This is a genomic window from Tolypothrix sp. PCC 7601 (assembly GCF_025677855.1).
In the GTDB taxonomy this organism is placed as follows: domain Bacteria; phylum Cyanobacteriota; class Cyanobacteriia; order Cyanobacteriales; family Nostocaceae; genus Aulosira; species Aulosira diplosiphon.
Genome location: NZ_CP064879.1, coordinates 6,651,319 through 6,672,384, shown reverse-complemented (window position 1 = coordinate 6,672,384; position 21,066 = coordinate 6,651,319). Strand labels below are relative to the sequence as shown.

Below are 21,066 nucleotides of genomic sequence, written 5' to 3'. Positions count from 1 at the left end.
GAATGAGAACCCTAAAAATCCCTTTTTTAGTAGTGCACCCTAATCACTGCGGAGAATAGAAGAATGGACAATAGCCTGTGCATCTAATACCAGCAGTACCTCTTGTTCTTGGACAACACATCCACATAAATAAGGTACTAGACTGGATGCTACTTGTCCTACAGGAGAACAAATTTCATCAGCTAAGAACTTAGCTGTACCTTTGATTTCTTGCACAATTAAGCCTAAAAGCAGCGATTCTACCCGCACAATGATGACATTGTACTGTCGCAGCCTACTGTCTAAAAATTCTAAATTGAGCATTCTCGGTAGATCTACCACCCAGATGATGCGACTCCGCCAATTCATTAGCCCTAGTATACAGGCAGGCATATTTGGCATTGAGGTAACAGACTCAACAGGCACAATAATCGCTTCTTGCGTGTGCTTCATTGATAAAATAGCAGACGTCTGTTGATTGAGTTGGAACTTAATGTAGCCATCTCCTAAGTTGTTGGGAATGTTTTTGACAGGAATAATATTTTTTGCACTATTCATGAATTCAATTTGCTACTGATTTGATAGCACGTAAAAGTTGCTCTCGCGTAAATGGTTTAGTTATATAGGCATCAGCGCCTTGCCTCATTGCCCATAATCGGTCGATTTCTTGATTTTTAGAACTACAAATTACAATGGGAACTTTTTCTGTACTCGGATTTTTTTTCAAAAACCGACACAGTTCAAATCCACTCATACCCGGCATAACTACATCAGTAACAATCACGTCTGGTTGTTGTAATAATGCTTTTTGTAAAGCTTCTTTGGCACCAGTAGCTGGTATTACGTTGTAGCCACTTTCTGTGAGATAATAACTCATTAGTTCCAATTCACTGGGCGAATCTTCGACAATCAGAATGGTGCCAATCAAAGTAAGACTCACTACTAAAATCTCCTAAAAATGTTATTGGTTTTACTAAATCGGATGCTCGTGATATCCGTGACCCCTCAGGAAATTAACCGATATGTTTAAAAACCATTTTTAGTAGTTCTGATTGTGTAAAAGGTTTGGTTAAATAACCTGAAGATCTGACCATTTTTGCCTTGGCTCTATCGATAAATCCTGTTCTGCCTGTTACCATCACAATCGGTGTATCCTTAAATTGTGAATGTCTCCGCAGTAAAGAACATAGCTCGTAGCCATCTAAATTGGGCATTTCTACGTCTAGTAGAATTAAATCTGGTTTACTTCGCAGTATTTGCATTAAAGCTTTTACTGGATCGTTAATTAGCACAACAGAAAATGTTTCTTCATCCAAAAAGTGTTTGATGGAATTTAGCACAGTCTGGCTATCATCAATACAGGCAATTGTATACAGCCCTTTAGTAACACGTTTTTGGACAAATGTATTCTTTTTTTCTTCCGGACGTGCAAAATTGTTTTGATTAGATAATTGTTGCCCAAACTGAATTGGAGACTGTGGTTGCGCTGGTGGCATCTGTGTTCCTGGCATCATTGAGGAACCACCAGCCGCAGGAGGTAGGGGTGACTGTGATTGAATATTTTGCCGATTTCTAATCTGCTTTTGGCAGTGTTCGACTATTAACCGTAAATCCAAGCTACAAAACTTCGGCAATCCATCTAAGGTAGCTTCTGAGTTGAATTCGTAACTACCTTCTTTGAGGGCTAAAAACGGTTCCAGCACATCTTTAGCTAAATCCTCGATCAAGGTTCCAGCTTGCCTAGCAGTCAGATAATCTTGATCGACCAACCAGCAGATTGCTTGATAGTCTGAGTGGGAAATCGATTGATTTTCACTCATTGCTTCAAACATCAACCGCATCTGTACCCGAGTGGCACTGTTGAGGGTAGGAATTTGCTGACTCAACCGCCGCAAGTGATTATCTAGCCTTTCAAAAACTTGATCTGAATGAGAGGCGTAAGTAAGTTTACCGTCTGTTAAATATATCGACCAGGATATTGTTTCCGTATATACTCTTAAGCATCCTGTAGCATGGCGGCTGGTTAGCTGCGCCAACAGCGATAGCGGATGTAGTTTCTGGAACAACCTGTAGCTACCTATAGGAGTTGTGCTCATTTTGCTTTTACTTCAGCTAAATTCAATACGTGTCAGCTAAACTTGTACATAGTTTTTCTAAGATACCAATTTAGCTATAAAATATTGGTGCTTTGTAGCATAACATACTAAAATACCGATACCCTTTTCTGGGTAAACTTAACTGTAGCTTTGTTTTCCGATTATAAAGCCTCAACCAATTGTGAATTTATTGTTAATTTACTTACTTATACTGAGATTATCAGACATCTCTGGATAATAAGTAAATAAAATTTAAAGAGTGGATGAAGTCATTGAAACCCAAGTAACCTTTGTGGAGATTTTCAAGGTAATAATACCCTTGGGCTACCAATATTTACCAATATTTTTAAGTATTTCCACGACTGAAAAAGCAATCTCAAAACTCAGTTTATTATTAACTAAATCATCAGTAAGTTAATTTTAAAGTAATATAAATTACTTGGATTGTTTAGTTGTTAATGTGGAACACAATATCTCTGCCAAAATCATTAAAGGGGTCAAACCCCTCACCCCTGAATTTATCTAAGTATATTTAGGGTCAAAAGTAATAATTATAGACGCGCTTTTTACAGAAATTAGCAAGAAAAATTTCCGCTTGAAAGGTAGAGGGTAAAACAGTCGCTAACTTGAGCATTGAGTATTAGTAGTCTGCCAACCCAAAAATGTTAGGTGGAGGTTGGGGAAAGGTTAAAGGGAAAAGGGTAAGGGACAAAAACCTTTCCCCTTTACCCCGCCAAGGCAACTTGGCGTACTATTCGTCAGCTAATTGCCCTTCGTTTCTCTAAACCGATTCGCCCATAGCCAGTAAATTATTTTTGACTGAGTGTAACTTCAGCGTTCATTAGCTGATTCTTCCCCAACCCCATCCTATTGCTTCCAGATAGAATGAACATCTTGAAGTCATGATTCAGGGTTTTCGATACTAAAAAAATTGACGCTTGCTCCTTTATTCTAGGGGATTCATCAAGCGCCTATCGTTTTAGTAATTGCATCACCACATAAATACCTAATAGTCGTCATATTCACCACTTATTAGGTAGAGGATGATTTTGATTTAAAATGCGGATGAAAGGACTTGAACCTTCACTCCTCTCGGAACTAGAACCTAAATCTAGCGCGTCTGCCAATTCCGCCACATCCGCATTAGTAAAACATCATAGCACAACAATTTTTCTATGGGAATAGCTAGCAGCAGAAAAAGGGATGAACAGAAAATTTTAATTTTCTTAACATATCGTAAGTTACCTTAATAATTTTTAACCTAGCTTCTTGCAGTCCCTTGGCGGTGCGTTATGCCTTGCCTGATAACGCACCTGCAAAATAAATTGCTTTTTTGATTACTAAGTCATTGATACGCGAGGTAAACGATGCTTAAACCCGCAAAGAATTTCCCAAGAAATAGTATCTAATTTCTTTGCCCAATCGTTAGCCGAGATTTTTTCTTTACTCTGTTGCCCTAATAATGTAACTACTTCTCCCTCTTGGATATCAGGGATGCTACTCACATCAACCATTAACTGATCCATTGTAATTGTGCCAATTTGGGGTATGCGCTGACCACGAATTAACACTTGCATATTGTTGGAAAGATGACGCGGTACACCATCAGCGTAACCAATACCCACAACTGCAATCCGGAGTTCGTGAGGGGCAATAAATTGATGTCCGTAGCTAACACCAGTCCCAGCACTAATAGTTTTCACTTGGGTGACACGTGCCTTGACTTGCAAAACTGGCTGGAGGTTGATGGTATTTTGTAAATGCTCAGAGGGGTAAAGTCCGTAAACCGCTAAACCAACACGCACAATATTGTAGTGCAAGCTGGAATCTGCAAGAGTGGCGGCGGAATTAGCCAAGTGCAAACAAGGTGGTTCAATTCCCATAGCTTTGATTTGAGCGATCGCTTCCTCAAATCTTCTATGCTGTTCTTTCATGATCGTAGTGTCTGGATCATCTGCTGTTGCTAGGTGAGAATAAATGCTAGCAATGCTCAGATGGGGTAAACTTTTTACCAACTGCACAAACTCACCCGTTTGTTGCCAATTAGTCCCTAACCGAGACATACCCGTATCTAATTTGATATGTACGGGTAAAGGAGAACTATGTTGTATTGCTTCTAGGGTGTTAGAAAATACCAAAGCTTGCTTAGGGCTGCACAATGTGGGTTGAAGTTTCCACTGGGCGATCGCCTGAATTTGTTCGGGAGTTTGGATAGCACCTAATATTAATATGGGAGCTTTAATACCTGCTTCTCTTAGTTGAATCCCCTCGGGAACTGTAGCGACTCCCAACCAACTAGCACCTGATTCTAATGCTGTTTTGGCAACACTAACTGCACCATGTCCATAAGCATCAGCTTTGACAACTGCCATTAGTTGAGTCTGTGAAGATAGTAAGCTGACTAATTGCCGGACATTTTGCGATAACGCTGCTAAATCAATTTCTACCCAAGCACGTTGGCACAACCAAGCATAGGTATCACATCCCGTCCCAGAGGCTACTGGGGTAACTTGTTTGCTACTTAACATATTTACTTACTCCTATCACACCATACAAGGCTTCTAGATAACCTAGATAATCTATGTATTCAACTTTGGGCAGATGAATCAGATTAATCAGGCAGTTTACCCTTGATTATGGAATTGTCACAAGACCGCTCAATGGTAAATTTGTGTGCCTTGTGTAGTAATTTTTGGCAAAATTCATTTTGTAGACCAAAGATAATGGTTTACAAAAATGCAACTTCGTTACTAGCTATCGGTTATCAGTAATTTTTGCTACTTAACTTCAGTCAGCATTGCTCTGGCTATTCTCATATCTCCACACTCAGCTAACCCGAGATAGCTGACTATTGTAGGGTTATGTTAATTGATGTTTATATATGAACATTTATCGGCTATAACTGGCAATTAAGGCGAAAGTATAATTTATTCTCATCACCCAACTACTATAGATCTGTGTTAATATATGTAAAACTAATACCTTGAGCGCTTATCAATGGGTAAGGTTTTAGTCCTCAATGCCTCTTACGAACCGCTCAATATTACAAGTTGGCGACGAGCTGCGGTTTTGTTAATTAAGGGCAAGGCAGAACGCATTGAACATAACGGTAAATTCCTGTACTCGGATTTTCCATTGCCAACAGTAATCCGGTTGCGTCATTATGTGCGCGTTCCCTATAAAGAAATTCCTCTGACTCGAAGAAATATCTTGCACCGCGATGGTCATACTTGCCAATATTGCGGTTACACAGGGGACGAGCTAACTCTGGATCATGTTCTCCCGCGATCGCGTGGCGGTGGAGATAGTTGGGAGAACATTGTTACAGCTTGTGTGCGTTGTAATGTCAAAAAAGGCAGTCGCACGCCTCATGAAGCCCATATGCTTTTACGTCATCCTCCCCGCCAACCATACAGCAGCCTCTACTTTGAGGTGAGCAAGCATTTAAAGAGTGGATTGCACCAAGAGTGGCAAAAATATGTGATAGGTCTTTGAGCTTCAGAATTTAAATTATCACGATTTAGGACTATAACCTAGGAATGCTCTTGTGTCATCTTACCTAGGGTATACCTTAATGTGTCTCAGAGCAGAGAGTTATGGTGTTGTCATCGGCTCAACATATTACTCTTGTTGAGTTTTGCCTGCGCTCAAATATTTTTGGGTATCGGCAAGCGCCTTATTCTACCTTATGGCCTTCATAAACTGCAAGACGGCGAGGGAAGTTAGCAGAATTATGAAAGTCAATCGGAAAAAGGCATTTTTCGTTAACAATAAAAATAAGGGATAAAACCAGGAGCTTGAGAATTATCCCATCACTCAATACCAGCGCCAAAGTAGGTAAAAACTGTAACCAAGCAAATACCAATTCCCAAAATGTACAAAAGCACTAAAAATATATGATTGGCGGAGTTATTGGGTAAAAAAGCTGCATACCGACAAGTCTAGACATCCATCAGTTTGGTGCTTTTCAAGGTCAGCTATGAGCCCAGTGATAAATATCAAAAGTTCTGTTTATTTCTCTTTAAAAGAGAAAAATAAAGAAGATGAAAAAAAATATATTATCTTGATAATGTTTTTTAAAATACTCAGTAAGATGTTTGCCAGAGGCTATTCATTTTGGCTAGTAGAACTTGGTAGACACTGACTGTTTGTTTTGATAAAAAATAGACCGAGATATATAGTGCTATGCCTCTATATTTTTGCGAAGATCATTATGTGTGGCGAAATCAGTGAACATCTGATTGTAGTATTTTCCAACGAATTCATGGAGCCTCACGCTTACAACAACATTCCCTATGCAATCGAATTCTTCCTTGATGCAGTTTGATAGTTTATCATTGACCACAGAGCCGAACCAAGAGGATGCTGAAATAGACCCAGTACCTGTTGAGGTGCCATTTGCTAAAACCTCCCTACCACCATCGGCAAGTGACGGAGGTATTTATCTAATTCAGCGTAATAATTCTCTGGTGTCTCAAAAGTCAGAGGAACTGCAAAAAACCCTATTAGCGCACCGACACGAGCGTCAGCTGATCATCTTACAAGACTTTCCTGACCCTGATGCCCTCTCTTGTGCGTGGGCATACCAGTTAATCGCCCAGCAGTACGATATCAAGTGTGAAATTATTTATGCTGGGACTTTAAGCCACCAAGAGAACATTGCCCTAGTCAAGCTCACAAATCTCCCCGCTCAACGTTGGACGTTGCAAAACCTCAAAAGTAAAGACTTGTCATCCTACCAAGGTTTTATCTTAATTGATAACCAAGGCACCACAAGTCAACTCTTGTCAGCAGTGCAGCAAGCAGGAATACCGCTAGTTGCAGTTATTGACCATCACAGCGTACAGGCGGATCTCAAACCAGAATTTATCGATGTCCGTCCTTATGTACGAGCAACAGCAACAATTTTCACCCAGTACCTACAATCAGGATTACTGACCTTAGATAGCAGCATCAATCAGCACGTTAAATGTGCCACAGCCTTGATGCATGGCTTGCGATCGGATACAAATCGACTGATGCAAGCACAAGAAGAGGATTTTATGGCTGCTGCATATCTGAGTCGATTTTATGATGCCCAGTTGCTAAACGCCATTTTACAGGCGAATCGTTCCAAGCGGGTAATGGATGTAATTGAGCGAGCGCTCAAAAACCGCATCGTACAAAATAACTTTTCCATCGCTGGTGTTGGTTATTTACGTTATGATGACCGCGATGCTATCCCCCAAGCAGCAGATTTTCTCGTGACGGAAGAAAACGTTCATACTGCTGTAGTTTACGGTATTGTCCACGATGAAGATGATGAATTAGAAGTAGTTATTGGTTCTTTGAGAACCACTAAACTTACTCTCGACCCTGATGAATTCATCAAAGAAGCGTTTGGACAAGATAGTAATGGGCGCTTTTTTGGTGGTGGACGAACAGGTGCAGGCGGCTTTGAAATTCCTATGGGATTTTTATCTGGCGGTAACGAAAATTCCGCTTACGCAAAAATGAAATGGGAAGTTTTCGACACTCAAATCAAGCAGAAATTGCTGAAATTAGTTAATCCGAAAGATAACCCAATTCAATCAGAGTAAGCCTGGAGATAAAGTTTAACTAGTAGATAGGTAATGCCGATTAAATTAGGCTAAAAGATGATTATTCATCTTTAATTACATTTAAACTTGAGCCAAGGAATTTTTATTTCTTGGCATTTTATCTAGTTGTAGTTTCTTAAATATTAAGGAAATTGGTATTTGCAAAGTCTTAAATTTTAATTAACAGTAGGGTGGAATCTCACTTAACTTTAGCGAGTTTTATATCCCCGATTTTTCCAAAAAGTCGGGGATATGGACAGCAACTTTTGCTTAAGTAAGTGCTATTTAACAGTAGTGTGGGTACCAGCTATCATCTCGTTTACAAACAAGGATATAGCAGTGACTACATCATAAAATACAAGAAACTTCCTTTGGTTTATTCATCAACCCGTTTTATAGCTGCTCAATTAACCAATAAATAACAAACTCTATAGATATAAATTTTGTATAAACAACATCAGCAAATATGGAATTATATTTGATTCGTCATGGGATAGCCGAAGAGAGGACTGCTGATATTCAAGATGAAGAGCGAGTTCTTACTAAAGAAGGAAGACAAAAAACAGCAAAAGTTGCAAAAAGTCTAGTAAAGTTGGGTTTGCACTTTGATTTAATTGTTACCAGCCCCTTAGCTAGGGCGCGACAAACAGCAGAGATTTTGAGTGCAGCCGGATTAAGTTCTCAGATAGAAGAATCTCATCACCTGACACCTGATGGTAATATCGATAATTGGGTGAAACAGTGGTTAGAGCCTAGTAATTATGCCCCAAATGCCCGACTTGCCGTAGTAGGACACGAACCTTGTTTGAGCCAATGGGCAGAAATTCTTCTTTGGGGGGAAGTCAAAGCAGGTTTAGTCTTGAAAAAAGCAGGTATGATCGGGATAAAACTACCAGAAATAGGCTCTCCCCTGGGTCGTAGTCAGATGTTTTGGTTGACACCACCCAAGTACTTGCTTTAACGGTTTTTCACAGTTATGAAAGGACTTAGATTATAACTGTAAACTGTTCTTGCAATAACGATTTCTGGTAAGTTAGCCTGAGCAAATCTTTCACAAAGCAGATGGTGTTGCCATGTCGGTGTGCGAATATAAGCCCGGGTTGGAAGGCATTCCTGCTGCCCAATCCAGTATCAGCTATGTTGACGGGCAAAAGGGAATACTAGAATATCGTGGCATCCGGATTGAGGAGTTAGCAGCAAAAAGTACATTTTTGGAAACTGCTTATCTTCTAATTTGGGGTGAATTGCCAAGTAAAGAAGAACTAGCAGCATTTGAAGAGGAAGTTCGTCTCCACAGACGAATCAAATATCGCATCCGAGACATGATGAAATGCTTTCCTGAAAGCGGACACCCTATGGATGCTTTACAAGCCTCAGCTGCTGCATTAGGCCTGTTCTATTCTCTTCGGGATTTACATAATCCCGCCTACATTCGAGATTCTGTGGTGCGCTTAATCGCTACTATTCCCACAATGGTAGCGGCGTTCCAGTTGATGCGGAAAGGAAATGACCCCGTGCGCCCACGGGATGACTTGGACTACTCCGCTAACTTTCTGTATATGCTCAACGAGAAAGAACCCGATCCGTTGGCAGCGAAAATTTTTGATATTTGCTTGATACTTCATGTCGAGCATACGATGAATGCTTCTACCTTTAGCGCTAGGGTGACGGCTTCTACCCTCACAGATCCCTATGCCGTGGTTGCAAGTGCGGTGGGAACCTTAGGCGGCCCCTTGCATGGCGGCGCAAATGAAGAAGTTATTCAAATGCTAGAAGAAATTGGCTCTGTAGCTAATGTTCGTCCCTACGTTGAAGATCTCATGCAGCGCAAAGCGAAAATCATGGGCTTTGGGCATCGCGTGTATAAGGTGAAAGACCCCAGAGCCACGATTTTGCAAAACTTGGCAGAGCAACTGTTTTCCAAATTTGGCGAAGACAAGTACTATGAAATCGCCCAAGAGATGGAACGGGTAGTAGCCGAAAAATTAGGTCACAAAGGGATTTATCCTAACGTTGACTTTTACTCAGGATTGGTGTATAGAAAAATGGGCATTCCCACCGACTTATTTACACCAATTTTTGCGATCGCCCGTGTTGCTGGTTGGCTAGCTCATTGGAAAGAACAGCTAGAAGAAAACCGGATTTTCCGTCCCACTCAGGTTTACAATGGTCTGCATGAAGCTCCTTATATCCCCATTGACCAGCGCTAATTAACTGTCAAAATTCCTGGTCTTTGGTACTGTTTGGTAGATAGGTAACGTAAAAAAGCGCTATGGCAGGGGAAATAATTTTCAAGTAACTCCGCTTGAGCGTTGGCGATCGCTTTTTTGTAGAAGCAGCGGCAGCCAGAGGCGATGGTAGGGCTGATACAAGCTTTACTAGTAGTCCACCAAAGCCACTCTGCTATTTCTCTTTTTTCCCGCTTTCTTGACAATCTTTGTTCCCTATCTGGCTGAAGCCTTAGCTACGACATTAGCAACCAAAGCAAAGCCCACTAACCTGTCTAGGCGATTTATTTCTGTACCTTCACAGTTGGGTTGGTGGAGTACTAGTAATCCCAGCCCCCATTTCTGGCAAATTATCAAACTTGTAGAAAGCGAAAACCGTTGCCACAATGGAGGCGGAAACATTTGTGCTGAATTTAGAGGCAGTATGTGCCCATATTGCTGTGCAACGCTTCTCTCCTAAGTTTTGATTTTAGCTAAGTAAATGGGGGTTTGTGATTTGTAAATCCCAATCCCAACCATAAGTAGATCTTGATATCTAGGTTGGGAGGGCTAAAACCATCCAACGATATACTAAACATGGGAATTGGCAAATCATCATCAATTAAATGTAATCATCCAAGGATCAAGGATGAAGGTTGAAGGCTGAAATTTTCTTATTCATACTTCATACTTCACATTTCAGTTGACTTAAAGAGCGGAAACATGAATTCAGGAATTGACCTCCAAGGAACTTTTATTAAATCCCTCACGGATTTAGGATTACCACCAGACGCAGCCAAAGCGATTTGGATGCCTCTGCCGATGATACTGATGCTAATTGGGGCAACAGTGGGAGTATTAGTAGCTACATGGCTAGAGCGGAAAATTTCCGCCGCAGCTCAACAGCGGATTGGCCCGGAATACATGGGGCCTTTTGGTTTGCTGGTACCAGTCGCAGATGGTTTGAAGCTCGTCTTTAAAGAAGATATAGTACCAGCCAAGTCCGACCCCTGGCTGTTTACTCTCGGCCCCATCATTGTTGTCATTCCAGTGTTTCTGTCGTTTCTGATTGTGCCCTTTGGACAGAACATTGTGATTACAAATGTTGGCATGGGGGTCTTTTTATGGATTGCCTTGTCTAGCATTCAGCCAATTGGCTTATTGATGGCTGGCTATGCATCCAATAACAAATACTCGCTCTTAGGGGGCTTAAGGGCCGCAGCGCAGTCAATTAGTTATGAAATTCCCCTGGCGCTGAGTGTGTTAGCGATCGCAATGATGTCTAACAGCCTCAGCACCGTTGATATTGTTAACCAACAATCTGGTTACGGCATTTTGGGTTGGAATATTTGGCGACAACCAGCAGGTTTCTTAATCTTTTGGATAGCCGCTCTAGCTGAGTGTGAACGCTTACCCTTTGACTTACCTGAAGCCGAAGAAGAACTAGTAGCAGGTTATCAAACAGAATATGCCGGTATGAAATTCGGTTTATTCTACCTGGGTTCCTACGTTAACTTAATCCTTTCTAGCTTACTTGTTGCTATTTTATACCTCGGTGGTTGGGATTTTCCCATTCCCATCAGTGCGATCGCTAATTGGCTAGGTGTTAGTGAACTCAATCCAGTATTGCAGGTTGTCACTGCATCTTTGGGTATCATTATGACCGTACTCAAAGCTTACTTACTAGTATTTGTAGCCATTTTGTTGCGCTGGACAGTACCCCGGGTACGGATTGACCAATTGTTAGATCTAGGATGGAAGTTCTTACTACCAGTTGGTTTGGTTAATCTGCTATTAACCGCCGCCCTGAAACTAGCTTTTCCCGTCGCCTTTGGAGGTTAGTCATCAGTCATTTGTCAACTTCCCAATGACAAAGCGCAAAGTCTGAGCGGAGGTTTTCTCCGATCAGAACTTTGTAAGAGATGACTGATGACTAATAAAGAACAACAGAGAGAGTAAAACACAATGCTAAAGTTCCTGAAGCAAGTTGGCGATTATGCCAAGGAAGCAGTACAAGCTGGTCGTTACATTGGTCAAGGGTTATCTGTAACCTTTGACCATATGCGTCGGCGGCCAATTACTGTACAGTACCCTTACGAAAAATTAATTCCTGGTGAACGTTTTCGCGGCAGAATTCACTTTGAGTTTGATAAATGTATCGCTTGTGAAGTTTGTGTGCGTGTTTGCCCTATCAACCTACCTGTAGTTGATTGGGAATTCGATAAAGCCAGCAAAAAGAAAAAGCTCAATCACTACAGTATTGACTTTGGAGTTTGTATCTTCTGCGGTAACTGTGTGGAATATTGCCCAACTAACTGTCTTTCCATGACGGAAGATTACGAGCTATCCACTTATGATCGCCATGAGTTGAACTATGATAACGTGGCCTTGGGACGCTTACCTTACAAGGTAACCAACGACCCAATGGTGACACCACTACGCGAATTAGTTTATCTGCCTAAGGGTGTCATGGAACCCCACGATCTACCTGCTGATGCTCCCCGTCCTGGTGCGCGTCCAGAAGACCTGGTAGAACAAACAGAAAAATAAATTGATTTAGTCATCTGTCCTTTGTCATTTGTCCTTTGCTAATGACTAATGGCTAATGACTAATGACTAATGACCAACGACAAGTGATTGAGGACAAAAAACAGTGAATCTAGCAGAAGGAGTACAGATTGTTTCCTTTGGCATACTGGCTGTAATGATGATTGGGGCAGCATTAGGTGTAGTGTTGTCTTCTAGTATCGTCTATTCAGCCTTTTTGCTGGGTGGGGTGTTCATCAGCATAGCTGGGCTGTATTTATTGCTCAATGGCGACTTTGTAGCAGCAGCACAAGTGCTGATTTATGTTGGTGCAGTTAACGTACTGATCTTGTTTGCGATCATGTTGGTTAACAAGCGGCAAGATTTTGCGCCTTATCCTAGTGCTGGACTACGAAAAATCTTTACAGGTGTAGTCAGCTTGGGATTGTTTGGGCTTTTAAGCACAATGATCTTGGCAACGCCTTGGGCTTACGCAACAAATCCTGTAACTGGCGAAAGTTCAATAGTTGTGATTGGCCAGCATTTCTTTACGGATTTTCTCCTACCTTTTGAATTAGCTTCCGTTTTGTTGTTGATGGCGATGGTGGGAGCAATTATTTTGGCGCGTCGCGAATACTTACCAGATGCAGACACTACCGAACAGGCACAAAGTGTTTTAACTTTGCCAGAACGTCCGAAAGAAATGGCAGCAATCGGTAGCATTCGCAATGACTCTGGCGATACTCCCGTATATCGTGGCAGTTCTCGCCGCGAATAAGGCAAAGCAACAACTAACAAACGATATCTCAATAAAAACTCCAAAGATTCATGCAACTCCAGTACTTTTTATTACTTGCAGCTGCTTTATTTTGTATAGGCATCTACGGTTTGATTACCAGCCGCAACGCTGTGCGGGTACTGATGTCAATCGAGTTGCTGCTAAATGCTGTTAATTTGAATTTAATGGCATTTTCCAACTTCTTGGACTCAACATTAATTAAAGGTCAAGTGTTCACCGTTTTTGTGATCACCGTGGCCGCAGCCGAGGCGGCGGTAGGTTTAGCGATCGTGCTTGCCATTTATCGCAACCGTGATACCGTCGATATGGAGCAGTTTAATCTCCTGAAGTGGTAATTTTGCGTGCAACTCAAGCAGGTAATCATTGCTTATAAGGCACGGGATGCCCAAAGTAAACGTTGGGCAGAAATCTGTGCTAAACAACTAGAAAATCGCCAGTGTCATGTGTTGATGGGGCCTAGCGGCCCAAAAGATAACCCTTATCCGGTGTTCTTAGCTTCCGCAGGTCAACCAATTGATTTGGCATTGGTACTTGGTGGTGATGGCACTGTATTAACAGGTGCCAGACATCTCGCTCCAGTTGGCATCCCCATTCTGGGAGTGAATGTGGGAGGTCATCTGGGGTTCTTAACTGAATCCGTTGAAGAATTTCAAGATACGGAAAAAGTTTGGGATCGACTCTTTGAGGATCGCTATGCTATCCAGCGGCGAATGATGTTGCAAGCGGCAGTTTTTGAGGGTTATGGCCCGAATTTAGAACCAGTCAGCGAACGCTATTTGGCTTTGAATGAATTCTGTGTCAAACCCGCTTCTGCCGATCGCATGATTACCTCAATTTTGGAAATGGAAATTGATGGTGAGGTAGTCGATCAATATGTTGGCGATGGGTTAATTATTTCTACTCCCACGGGTTCCACTGGTTACACCGTTTCCGCCAATGGCCCAATTATGCACGATGGTATGGAAGCGATTACCATCACTCCCATTTGCCCCATGAGCCTTTCTAGTCGTCCCCTCGTCTTACCCCCTGGTTCTGTGGTCAGCATTTGGCCTTTGGGGGATTATGATTTGAGTACTAAGCTGTGGACAGATGGGGTTTTAGCTACTTCAATTTGGCCAGGACACCGCGTTGATGTGCGGATGGCTGATTGTCGAGCTAAATTTATCATTTTGCGGGAGAACAATTCATATTATCAAACGTTGCGAGAGAAGTTACTTTGGGCAGGTACTAGGGTTCGCTACAGTAATAATCACCGCAATTGATTGTCTGATATCTGGACAATTACGCATCTACCAATTGCCAAAGTGATATCCTTCCCTGATTCTTGTCTATCTTCAGGGAAAGGAAACATGATGAAAATATAGTGCGTAGGCGTAGCCCATCGTAGACATCGCACTATTAGTCATCCTAACTATTGTGGAAAATTTGTCATTGACAAATGATAGATAATTCAATGGTTTTGATCAGACCTGTAAAAAATATACAAGCCCCCGGATAATTCCGAGGGTTTTTTGTCTCTCTGTGAGAATGTTATACCAAAGCTATGAATGCATAACATTTATTAAACATTTTGTATCTTATTGCCAGATTTTTTTAGCAATTCTGTTCATAATACAAACAACCTATCTCATACCATTTTGGATTTTAGATTTTAGATTTTGGATTGGGAATTACTATCTGTATTACAGTCTTACTAATCCATCTATCGCCTTCTTTTTTCAAATTGGTATCAAAACTCTATAATCTTTAAATTTCTCTTAACATCAGGAATAGTTTTTGATGTTTAATTGTTGATTTTTATCAGTAGGATATTTTTCAAATTTCCCGTAGGAAGACAGATGGAAATCTCTTGCCACAACATCTATCAGCCACTTAGTCCTCCTTCATTATTTCAAGATTTTCCAATTTTACAAAGCCAAAATTATCTTTTAAAACTTGCTTCAACAGAAGAAGAGTTAGAATCTATATTTCGTTTACGCTTTGAAGTTTTTAATCTTGAGTTAAATTTAGGTTTATCTAGTTCTAACTTGAGCCAAATGGATCGAGATAGGTTTGATAATGTTTGCCATCATTTGATGTTGATTTCTCAAGTTACTGGTAAAACTATAGGAACCTATCGGATGCAAACCTATACGATGGCTTCTAAAGGATTAGGTTTTGATGCTGCTGATATATTTAATCTTAATGCGATTCCCGAGTATGTGCTGCAAATGTCTGTGGAAGTTGGACGTGCTTGTATAGCTAAAGAATATCGCAATAGTCAATCACTTTTATTACTATGGCAAGGGCTAGCAAATTATCTAATTCTTAGTCGCTGTAAATATTTTTTTGGATGTGCATCGCTACTGACACAAAATCCTTGGCAAGCTGCTTGTGCTTATCATTATTTTCAGCGTCATAATTTAATGCATCCAAGCATTTTAGTATATCCAAATTTACAATACTCTCTAGAAATTAGTCCAAATTGTCCAGATTCTTGCAATGTTAACATTCCTAATATTTTGCAAGCATATTTAAGCATTGGTGCAAAAATATGTAGTCTTCCAGCTATTGATAGGCAGTTCAAAACTATCGATTTTTTAACTATATCAAGTATAGAAGAATTTATTAAAAGGCATTTGCCTAGTTAAGTAAATGGGTGCTTTATTTTAATTATGTAATATTAACCCAACAATTTATGTTGATTTAAATAAATAATTTGAATTAGAAGGTGCGTTGCGCTACGCGACAACACACCCTACATTTACGATGGGTTTAATGCAAAATATAAAATCCTAAATTTTTTGAACGATGACGATATCTAATGAATTATGGATAGCAAATCAAGATTTAGCTCAAGCTTGTTTAAATCATCCTTTTGTGCAAGGTATTGCTAAAGGTACTCTGGAGCAAGATAAATTTGCTTACTATGTAGGACAAGATGCTTTTTTCTTAGAAGCTTTTGCTCGTGCTTACAGTATCGCCGCCGCTAAAGCACCAGATTGGCAAGGATTTACGATATTTCATAGTCTAGCTGATGGTGTTTTGCAAGAATTGCGGCTACATGAGGGATATGCTGCTGAGTGGGGAGTAAATTTGCATTCTGTACAACCAGGAGCAGCCACCCGTCGGTATACTGACTTTTTATTAGCGACAGCTTGGGGTGGAGATGTGGGTTTAACAGCTGCGGCGATGTCTCCTTGTATGCGTTTGTATGCATTTTTAGGAGAACAGTTAGCTAAAGATGGCATTCCGGATCATCTTTATGCAAACTGGATTCGGACTTACAGTAGTACAGATTTTCAGCCATTAGCAGCACAATTAGAAAGTTTAGTTGATAGTTACGCCAGTGCTACAGCGTTGGTAAACTCTACTTACCGCTATGCTATGTTCTGTGAACGTGACTTTTTTCAAGCAGCGTGGGAAGGTTTGTGAATGGGTTAAGGGGGAAAGGGTAAGGGGAAAAGGTTAAGGGGGGAAGGGTAAGGGGGAAAGGTTAAGGGGGAAAGGTTAAGGGGAAAAGGGTAAAAAAATTTTATACCCTTTCACCTTTTACCTAAATTAATGCGATCGCTCTTATTATTGGGGCAAATATACACAAGACTGCTCAAGCTGTTTGCATCCCAATATCGAAGGTTGCGGCGTAACCTTGGCTGGTTTTGGTGAGGTTGAGTAGCAATTGCTGTCCACCATCGTTGAAAATCCCGTCTTGTGAGTTATTGAGTGTGCGCTGTCCTTTGCTGGCGTATGGGGGTTGTGTATATACGCGATCGCTCATGGCATCATCAAAATATAGTTGTGAGGTAAATTCGTAACTCTGGTTTGATGTCCCTTGTGTGCGTACTTTGAAGTGAATATGTACTGTTCTACCTTGATACCAACCCGGATAAATGGTTGTGAATTGGACAGTTCCGTTTGCGTCTGTTACTTGATATCCACGCAAAAACTTTTTACCAATGGTATTGAAGCGTGGATCTTCCACGTCTGAATAAACGCCTAGCGCGTCACAATGCCAAATATCTACAATCGCATTTGCTAAAGGCTGACATTGATTATTACTAACTTGAGAAACTCGCAGTGTCAGTTGTAGCGGTACACCTTCTTTTACTGAACCATCTGCGGGATCGGATCTGATGTCAGAACGGTTGAGTTTTTCATCTACAAAATATGGGCCTTCGGTCTGTTCTGGCCTAATTACACACCCAGGTAAACTTGATTGTGCTTGCACAGATTGAAACTTTCTGGGGAGACATCCTACCAGTATTGCAGTTCCAGCTACTCTGAATAAAGCTAGTGTTTGTCTGCGGTTCAAAATCCAATTTAGTTGCTGATTGTTGTTGTTCACAGTCTTGTTGTCAGAGATATTACTATAAATTTCTCTGGTAATTTTGTAAGGCGGGTAAAATTCCCACCCCACAATATTTTTAGCTTCTGAATATCTCAATTATCTATTTTTTTCAGGGCGATCGCCTGGAGGATTGGCGGGAACTCCCAATGCATCCTTTAATTGTTGTTCTGTCACACCTAACTTAGTAGCCGCCGCTTTAAAATCTGGTCGAGGTGGACGCTGCTGATTTCCGCCTTCGCCGGGAGTGGGGGGATTGGCGGGAACTCCTAACGCATCTTTTAATTGTTGTTCTGTGACACCTAACTTAGTAGCCGCTGCTTTAAAATCAGGCCGAGGTGGATGCTGATGATTACCGCCTTCACCTGGAGGATTAGCGGGAACTCCTAACGCATCTTTTAATTTTTGTTCTGTAATACCTAACTTAGCCGCGGCCGCTTTAAAATCTGGTCGAGGTGGGCGTTGCTGATTGCGATCGCCTGGAGTGGGAGGATTAGCAGGAACACCTAAAGCATCCTTTAGTTGTTGTTCTGTGATACCTAACTTAGTAGCCGCTGCTGCGAAATCAGGATGAGGTGGTCTTCTTTGCCCGTCCTGGGGTTCGTTGGGTGGTTGTGAATTCTGAGCAATGTGCTGAAATTTATTAGCAGCATCTACTTGCTGAAGTGAGATTAAACCAACTGTACCCAACAAAACAGGAATCGCTGTAATTATTAATGTTCTACGAAATTTCATGATCTTTCCTCAATAGATAGTTTGTTTATATTTCTGATTAAGCCAACCCAAAATTACAATTCGCCCTCATGATCAATTACAGTTTTGTAATTTAAGTGGATTGGCTGAACAAAATTACCAGTGTTGTGATTAACGGTAATTGGGTTTTACCTGAATTTCTTCTAAACCCAAATTATTGGCTTGGGGATTTTGACGATTTTGGTGTTGCTGGGGGCGTTGAGGAGAACGCTTTTTCTGTTGAGGACGGGGTTTTTGATGCCTAGCTTGTGGTTTTTTATTAGGTTGTTGCTGTTCAATAAGTGGTCTATCGGTTTGTTGGGCTATTTGTTCATGCTGATGGGATGGTGCTTCAGCTTTGGCTTGACTAGGTGCAAATGCAAATGAACCAATTACAAAAGGAATCGTGGCTACGGCTAACATTTGACGAATTTTCATAACAATCAACCTTTTGAAGTAGTGGAGTGGTGTTGATATTTATGATTTAGCCACCCCAAAATTACAAACCACATAGTTTCTGAATTACAGTTTTGTAATTTGAGCTACAGGGTAATCAATTTAAAATGGAGCCATCAGTAAAGTAATGAATGCTTGTACTTGTGAATGTTCTGTTTGTCGAAGATGAAGCAAAAATTGCTAACTTCGTCCGAGATGGATTGAAGGAGCAGGGATTTGTCGTAGACTATTGCGACAACGGTGATGAAGGATATCTCAAGGCTTTAGATAACGAATACGATGCCCTAATTCTCGATATTATGGTGCCGGGGAAGGATGGGCTATCGATTCTCAAACAATTGCGGCAGAAAGGGCGGAATACGCCTGTAATCTTATTAACAGCTCGGAATGAACTAGACGATCGCCTAGAAGGTTTAAACTTAGGGGCTGATGATTACATAGCCAAACCGTTTTTTGTGGAAGAGTTAGCAGCCAGAATTCATGCAGTAGTGCGCCGGAGTTTAGGCGATCGCCAAAATCTACTTTCTGTCGGCCCCATCAAGCTGGATCGGATTACGCGAGAAGTTACTTGTGATGGACAGGTAGTCGAACTTACTACCCGCGAATTTAATCTTGTAGAATACCTGATGCGTTCTCCAGGGCGAGTCTTTACCCGCACGCAAATTTTAGAACATGTGTGGGGTTATGATTTCAACCCCAACACCAATGTCGTTGATGTCTGTATTCAACGCATCCGCAAAAAGATTGACTCAATAACTGGCTTAACTTGGATTGAAAGCGTGCGTGGAGTTGGGTATCGGTTTCGGAATTCTTGAGGTTGGGGAATGGGGAATGGGGATTGGGGACTGGGTAATTGGAGTCCAAGAGTTAAATTTCAGGCTCAAAGGCGCAACTTCCAGGCTCAAAGGCGCAACTTCCAGGCTCAAAGGCGCAACTTCCAGGCTTAAAGCCGCAACATCCAGCCTCAGAACCTCAACATCCAGCCTCAGAACCTCAACATCCAGCCTCAGAACCTCAACATTCAGCCTCAGAACCTCAACATTCAGCCTCAGAACCTCAACATTCAGCCTCAGAACCTCAACATTCAGCCTCAGAACCTCAACATTCAGCCTCAGAACCTCAACGTTCAGCCTCAAAGCCTCAACATCCGAGTTCAAACCTTCAAATAACACCTTACGTTTATAACTTGACATACTCCCCAGCCTGAAGGCATGGGGATTCTAGCTTCAGACAGCGATTGCTGGCGTAGCCAGTCTGACATCACCTAAGCCAACAGTCGATGCCCCGACTGCACAAATATTGCGACTAGCGTTTTCGTCTCTTCCATTAACTGACTGACAGGAAGGACAACGCCACTCTCTAACTGACAAATCAAGACTTTCTAGAATATGTTTACAATTAGAGCATGTCTTGCTACTTGGATACCACTGGTCGATAAAGACAACCAGTTTATTCTTCTTCTTGGCAACCCATTCTAGGATTTGCAGAAACTCACCAAACGCTAAGTCTGATATTTGCCTGCCCCAAAGACGTTGCATTCCTTTGAGATTTAAAGTCTCAAAACAGAGAATATCGAACCTATCTGTTAGCTCATGAGCTAATTTCCAGAACCAATCACGCCGACGGTTGGAAATATCTTCATGCTTGCGTACTAAATTCTTTCTGGCTCGTTCTCTGTTAGATGAGCCTTTTAGCTTTTTGGAATGCCGCGAACTTGCTTTTTTTAATGGCGCTTAGGGATTGCTTGAAAAATTGGGGCGATTCAATTTTAGTGCCGTCTGAGCAAGTGAGGAATGTCTTTAACCCAAAATCAAAGCCAGCGATTTTACCCGTCTTAACTTCAACTTCTGAGCTACCCTCATCAACAACCAAAACCATAAATAACTCACCTAACGGGGTGCGTTTAATAGTTAGGGTTTTGACTGTTCCCTCAATTTCTCTGGACTTCCAAAACTGGTAAACTCGACTACCAATTTTTACCCTATTTCCACCCAAAAACTTATAACCTGCCTGCTTAAGGGTGAACGATTTGTATTTCTTGACCTTCTTAAATCCTGGTGGTCTTACTCCTTTGTTATTGTGTTTGAAAAACAATTGGTAAGCTTTCTCAATGCGTTGACAAATATCTTGTGCTGCTTGAGAACCTACTGATTGCCAAAAAGAATTACGCTTTCTTAATTTGGCGATATGAGCCTGAAGTTTTGCACAGTTTAAATGCTTGCCAAACATCCGGTAATACCTTTTATGTAGAGCAATGCAATGGTTATAAATCACTCCAGCAGCGTTGATTGTGCGCTTGAGGTGTCTATTCCTTTTGTGTTCGTACAATTTAAACTTCAGTGTTTTCATGCTAGTATTATACCATAAA

General features: G+C 41.3%; 22 protein-coding genes, 1 tRNA gene and 1 pseudogene. 12 read left to right on the top strand and 12 right to left on the bottom strand.

Translation table 11 applies throughout. The features are described from left to right. Positions 1-39: 39 nt before the first annotated feature. The 5 genes from HG267_RS26940 to alr all read right to left on the bottom strand — a co-directional run bounded on the left by HG267_RS26940 (position 40) and on the right by alr (position 4,603). Entirely contained in the window at positions 40-537 is a 498-nt protein-coding gene (locus tag HG267_RS26940) for a chemotaxis protein CheW (protein WP_045872295.1), read from the bottom strand. 4 nt (positions 538-541) lie between these two features. Then, a complete protein-coding gene (locus HG267_RS26935) occupies positions 542-919 on the bottom strand; it encodes a response regulator transcription factor (protein ID WP_045872294.1) in 378 nt (125 codons plus the stop codon). A gap of 73 nt (positions 920-992) precedes the next feature. Next, positions 993-2,075: a response regulator gene (locus HG267_RS26930; RefSeq protein WP_045872293.1), complete on the bottom strand. Its 1,083-nt coding sequence runs from the start codon at positions 2,073-2,075 to the stop codon at positions 993-995. 1,060 nt (positions 2,076-3,135) lie between these two features. Next, positions 3,136-3,217 (bottom strand) — tRNA-Leu (locus HG267_RS26925). A gap of 198 nt (positions 3,218-3,415) precedes the next feature. Next, positions 3,416-4,603 carry an alanine racemase gene (gene alr, locus HG267_RS26920; RefSeq protein WP_045872292.1) on the bottom strand — a complete coding sequence of 396 codons (1,188 nt, stop codon included), beginning with the start codon at positions 4,601-4,603 and terminating at the stop codon, positions 3,416-3,418. 469 nt (positions 4,604-5,072) lie between these two features. Here alr and HG267_RS26915 point away from each other — a divergent pair, with 469 nt between their 5' ends. From HG267_RS26915 to HG267_RS26900, 4 genes are all read left to right on the top strand, one after another. Next, on the top strand, positions 5,073-5,570 hold the full coding sequence (locus HG267_RS26915) for an HNH endonuclease (protein ID WP_045872291.1): 498 nt from the start codon (positions 5,073-5,075) through the stop codon (positions 5,568-5,570). A gap of 800 nt (positions 5,571-6,370) precedes the next feature. Further along, a complete protein-coding gene (locus HG267_RS26910) occupies positions 6,371-7,654 on the top strand; it encodes a DHH family phosphoesterase (RefSeq protein ID WP_045872290.1) in 1,284 nt (427 codons plus the stop codon). A 466-nt stretch (positions 7,655-8,120) separates the two neighbouring features. Further along, positions 8,121-8,615, top strand: coding sequence for a phosphohistidine phosphatase SixA (gene sixA / locus HG267_RS26905; RefSeq protein WP_045872289.1), 495 nt, complete (start codon positions 8,121-8,123; stop codon positions 8,613-8,615). A gap of 112 nt (positions 8,616-8,727) precedes the next feature. After that, on the top strand, positions 8,728-9,864 hold the full coding sequence (locus HG267_RS26900) for a citrate synthase (protein ID WP_045872288.1): 1,137 nt from the start codon (positions 8,728-8,730) through the stop codon (positions 9,862-9,864). Here the strand turns inward: HG267_RS26900 and HG267_RS26895 are convergent. Both HG267_RS26895 and HG267_RS26890 read right to left on the bottom strand, forming a co-directional pair. Continuing rightward, positions 9,861-10,088, bottom strand: coding sequence for a hypothetical protein (locus HG267_RS26895; RefSeq protein ID WP_155539441.1), 228 nt, complete (start codon positions 10,086-10,088; stop codon positions 9,861-9,863). The genes HG267_RS26900 and HG267_RS26895 overlap by 4 nt on opposite strands. A 10-nt stretch (positions 10,089-10,098) precedes the next feature. Beyond that, on the bottom strand, positions 10,099-10,284 hold the full coding sequence (locus HG267_RS26890; RefSeq protein ID WP_045872287.1) for a hypothetical protein: 186 nt from the start codon (positions 10,282-10,284) through the stop codon (positions 10,099-10,101). Between the two features lie 300 nt (positions 10,285-10,584). On the opposite strand from HG267_RS26890, the gene nuoH reads away from it, so the two are divergent. The 7 genes from nuoH to HG267_RS26855 all read left to right on the top strand — a co-directional run bounded on the left by nuoH (position 10,585) and on the right by HG267_RS26855 (position 16,600). Beyond that, complete coding sequence (gene nuoH / locus HG267_RS26885; RefSeq protein WP_045872286.1) at positions 10,585-11,703, top strand: NADH-quinone oxidoreductase subunit NuoH; 1,119 nt, start codon at positions 10,585-10,587, stop codon at positions 11,701-11,703. A gap of 123 nt (positions 11,704-11,826) precedes the next feature. Then, on the top strand, positions 11,827-12,411 hold the full coding sequence (ndhI, locus tag HG267_RS26880; protein ID WP_045872285.1) for an NAD(P)H-quinone oxidoreductase subunit I: 585 nt from the start codon (positions 11,827-11,829) through the stop codon (positions 12,409-12,411). A gap of 103 nt (positions 12,412-12,514) precedes the next feature. Continuing rightward, entirely contained in the window at positions 12,515-13,165 is a 651-nt protein-coding gene (locus HG267_RS26875) for an NADH-quinone oxidoreductase subunit J (protein WP_045872284.1), read from the top strand. 50 nt (positions 13,166-13,215) lie between these two features. Then, positions 13,216-13,521, top strand: a complete 306-nt coding sequence (gene nuoK / locus HG267_RS26870; protein ID WP_006199065.1) for an NADH-quinone oxidoreductase subunit NuoK — start codon at positions 13,216-13,218, stop codon at positions 13,519-13,521. A 6-nt stretch (positions 13,522-13,527) separates the two neighbouring features. Continuing rightward, on the top strand, positions 13,528-14,448 hold the full coding sequence (locus tag HG267_RS26865) for an NAD(+) kinase (RefSeq protein ID WP_045872283.1): 921 nt from the start codon (positions 13,528-13,530) through the stop codon (positions 14,446-14,448). A 576-nt stretch (positions 14,449-15,024) separates the two neighbouring features. Then, the gene (locus HG267_RS26860) at positions 15,025-15,816 is read left to right on the top strand and encodes a GNAT family N-acetyltransferase (RefSeq protein ID WP_045872282.1); all 792 of its coding nucleotides are present in this window, start codon (positions 15,025-15,027) and stop codon (positions 15,814-15,816) included. A gap of 160 nt (positions 15,817-15,976) precedes the next feature. After that, a complete protein-coding gene (locus tag HG267_RS26855) occupies positions 15,977-16,600 on the top strand; it encodes a TenA family protein (protein WP_045872281.1) in 624 nt (207 codons plus the stop codon). 172 nt (positions 16,601-16,772) lie between these two features. Here the strand turns inward: HG267_RS26855 and HG267_RS26850 are convergent, their stop codons facing one another. The 3 genes from HG267_RS26850 to HG267_RS26840 all read right to left on the bottom strand — a co-directional run bounded on the left by HG267_RS26850 (position 16,773) and on the right by HG267_RS26840 (position 18,680). Further along, positions 16,773-17,609, bottom strand: coding sequence for an intradiol ring-cleavage dioxygenase (locus HG267_RS26850; protein WP_263419981.1), 837 nt, complete (start codon positions 17,607-17,609; stop codon positions 16,773-16,775). Beyond that, positions 17,610-18,245, bottom strand: coding sequence for a hypothetical protein (locus HG267_RS26845; protein WP_045872280.1), 636 nt, complete (start codon positions 18,243-18,245; stop codon positions 17,610-17,612). A gap of 129 nt (positions 18,246-18,374) precedes the next feature. Next, positions 18,375-18,680: a hypothetical protein gene (locus HG267_RS26840; protein WP_045872279.1), complete on the bottom strand. Its 306-nt coding sequence runs from the start codon at positions 18,678-18,680 to the stop codon at positions 18,375-18,377. Positions 18,681-18,841: 161 nt separating this feature from the next. Between HG267_RS26840 and HG267_RS26835 the strand changes: the two genes are divergently transcribed. Next, positions 18,842-19,513: a response regulator transcription factor gene (locus tag HG267_RS26835; RefSeq protein WP_045872435.1), complete on the top strand. Its 672-nt coding sequence runs from the start codon at positions 18,842-18,844 to the stop codon at positions 19,511-19,513. Here HG267_RS26835 and HG267_RS26830 read toward each other — a convergent pair. Beyond that, positions 19,460-19,891: a hypothetical protein gene (locus HG267_RS26830; protein WP_045872278.1), complete on the bottom strand. Its 432-nt coding sequence runs from the start codon at positions 19,889-19,891 to the stop codon at positions 19,460-19,462. The two genes, HG267_RS26835 and HG267_RS26830, sit on opposite strands and share 54 nt — an antisense overlap. A 33-nt stretch (positions 19,892-19,924) precedes the next feature. Further along, positions 19,925-21,047, bottom strand: a pseudogene (locus tag HG267_RS26825) (RNA-guided endonuclease InsQ/TnpB family protein). Positions 21,048-21,066: the final 19 nt, after the last annotated feature.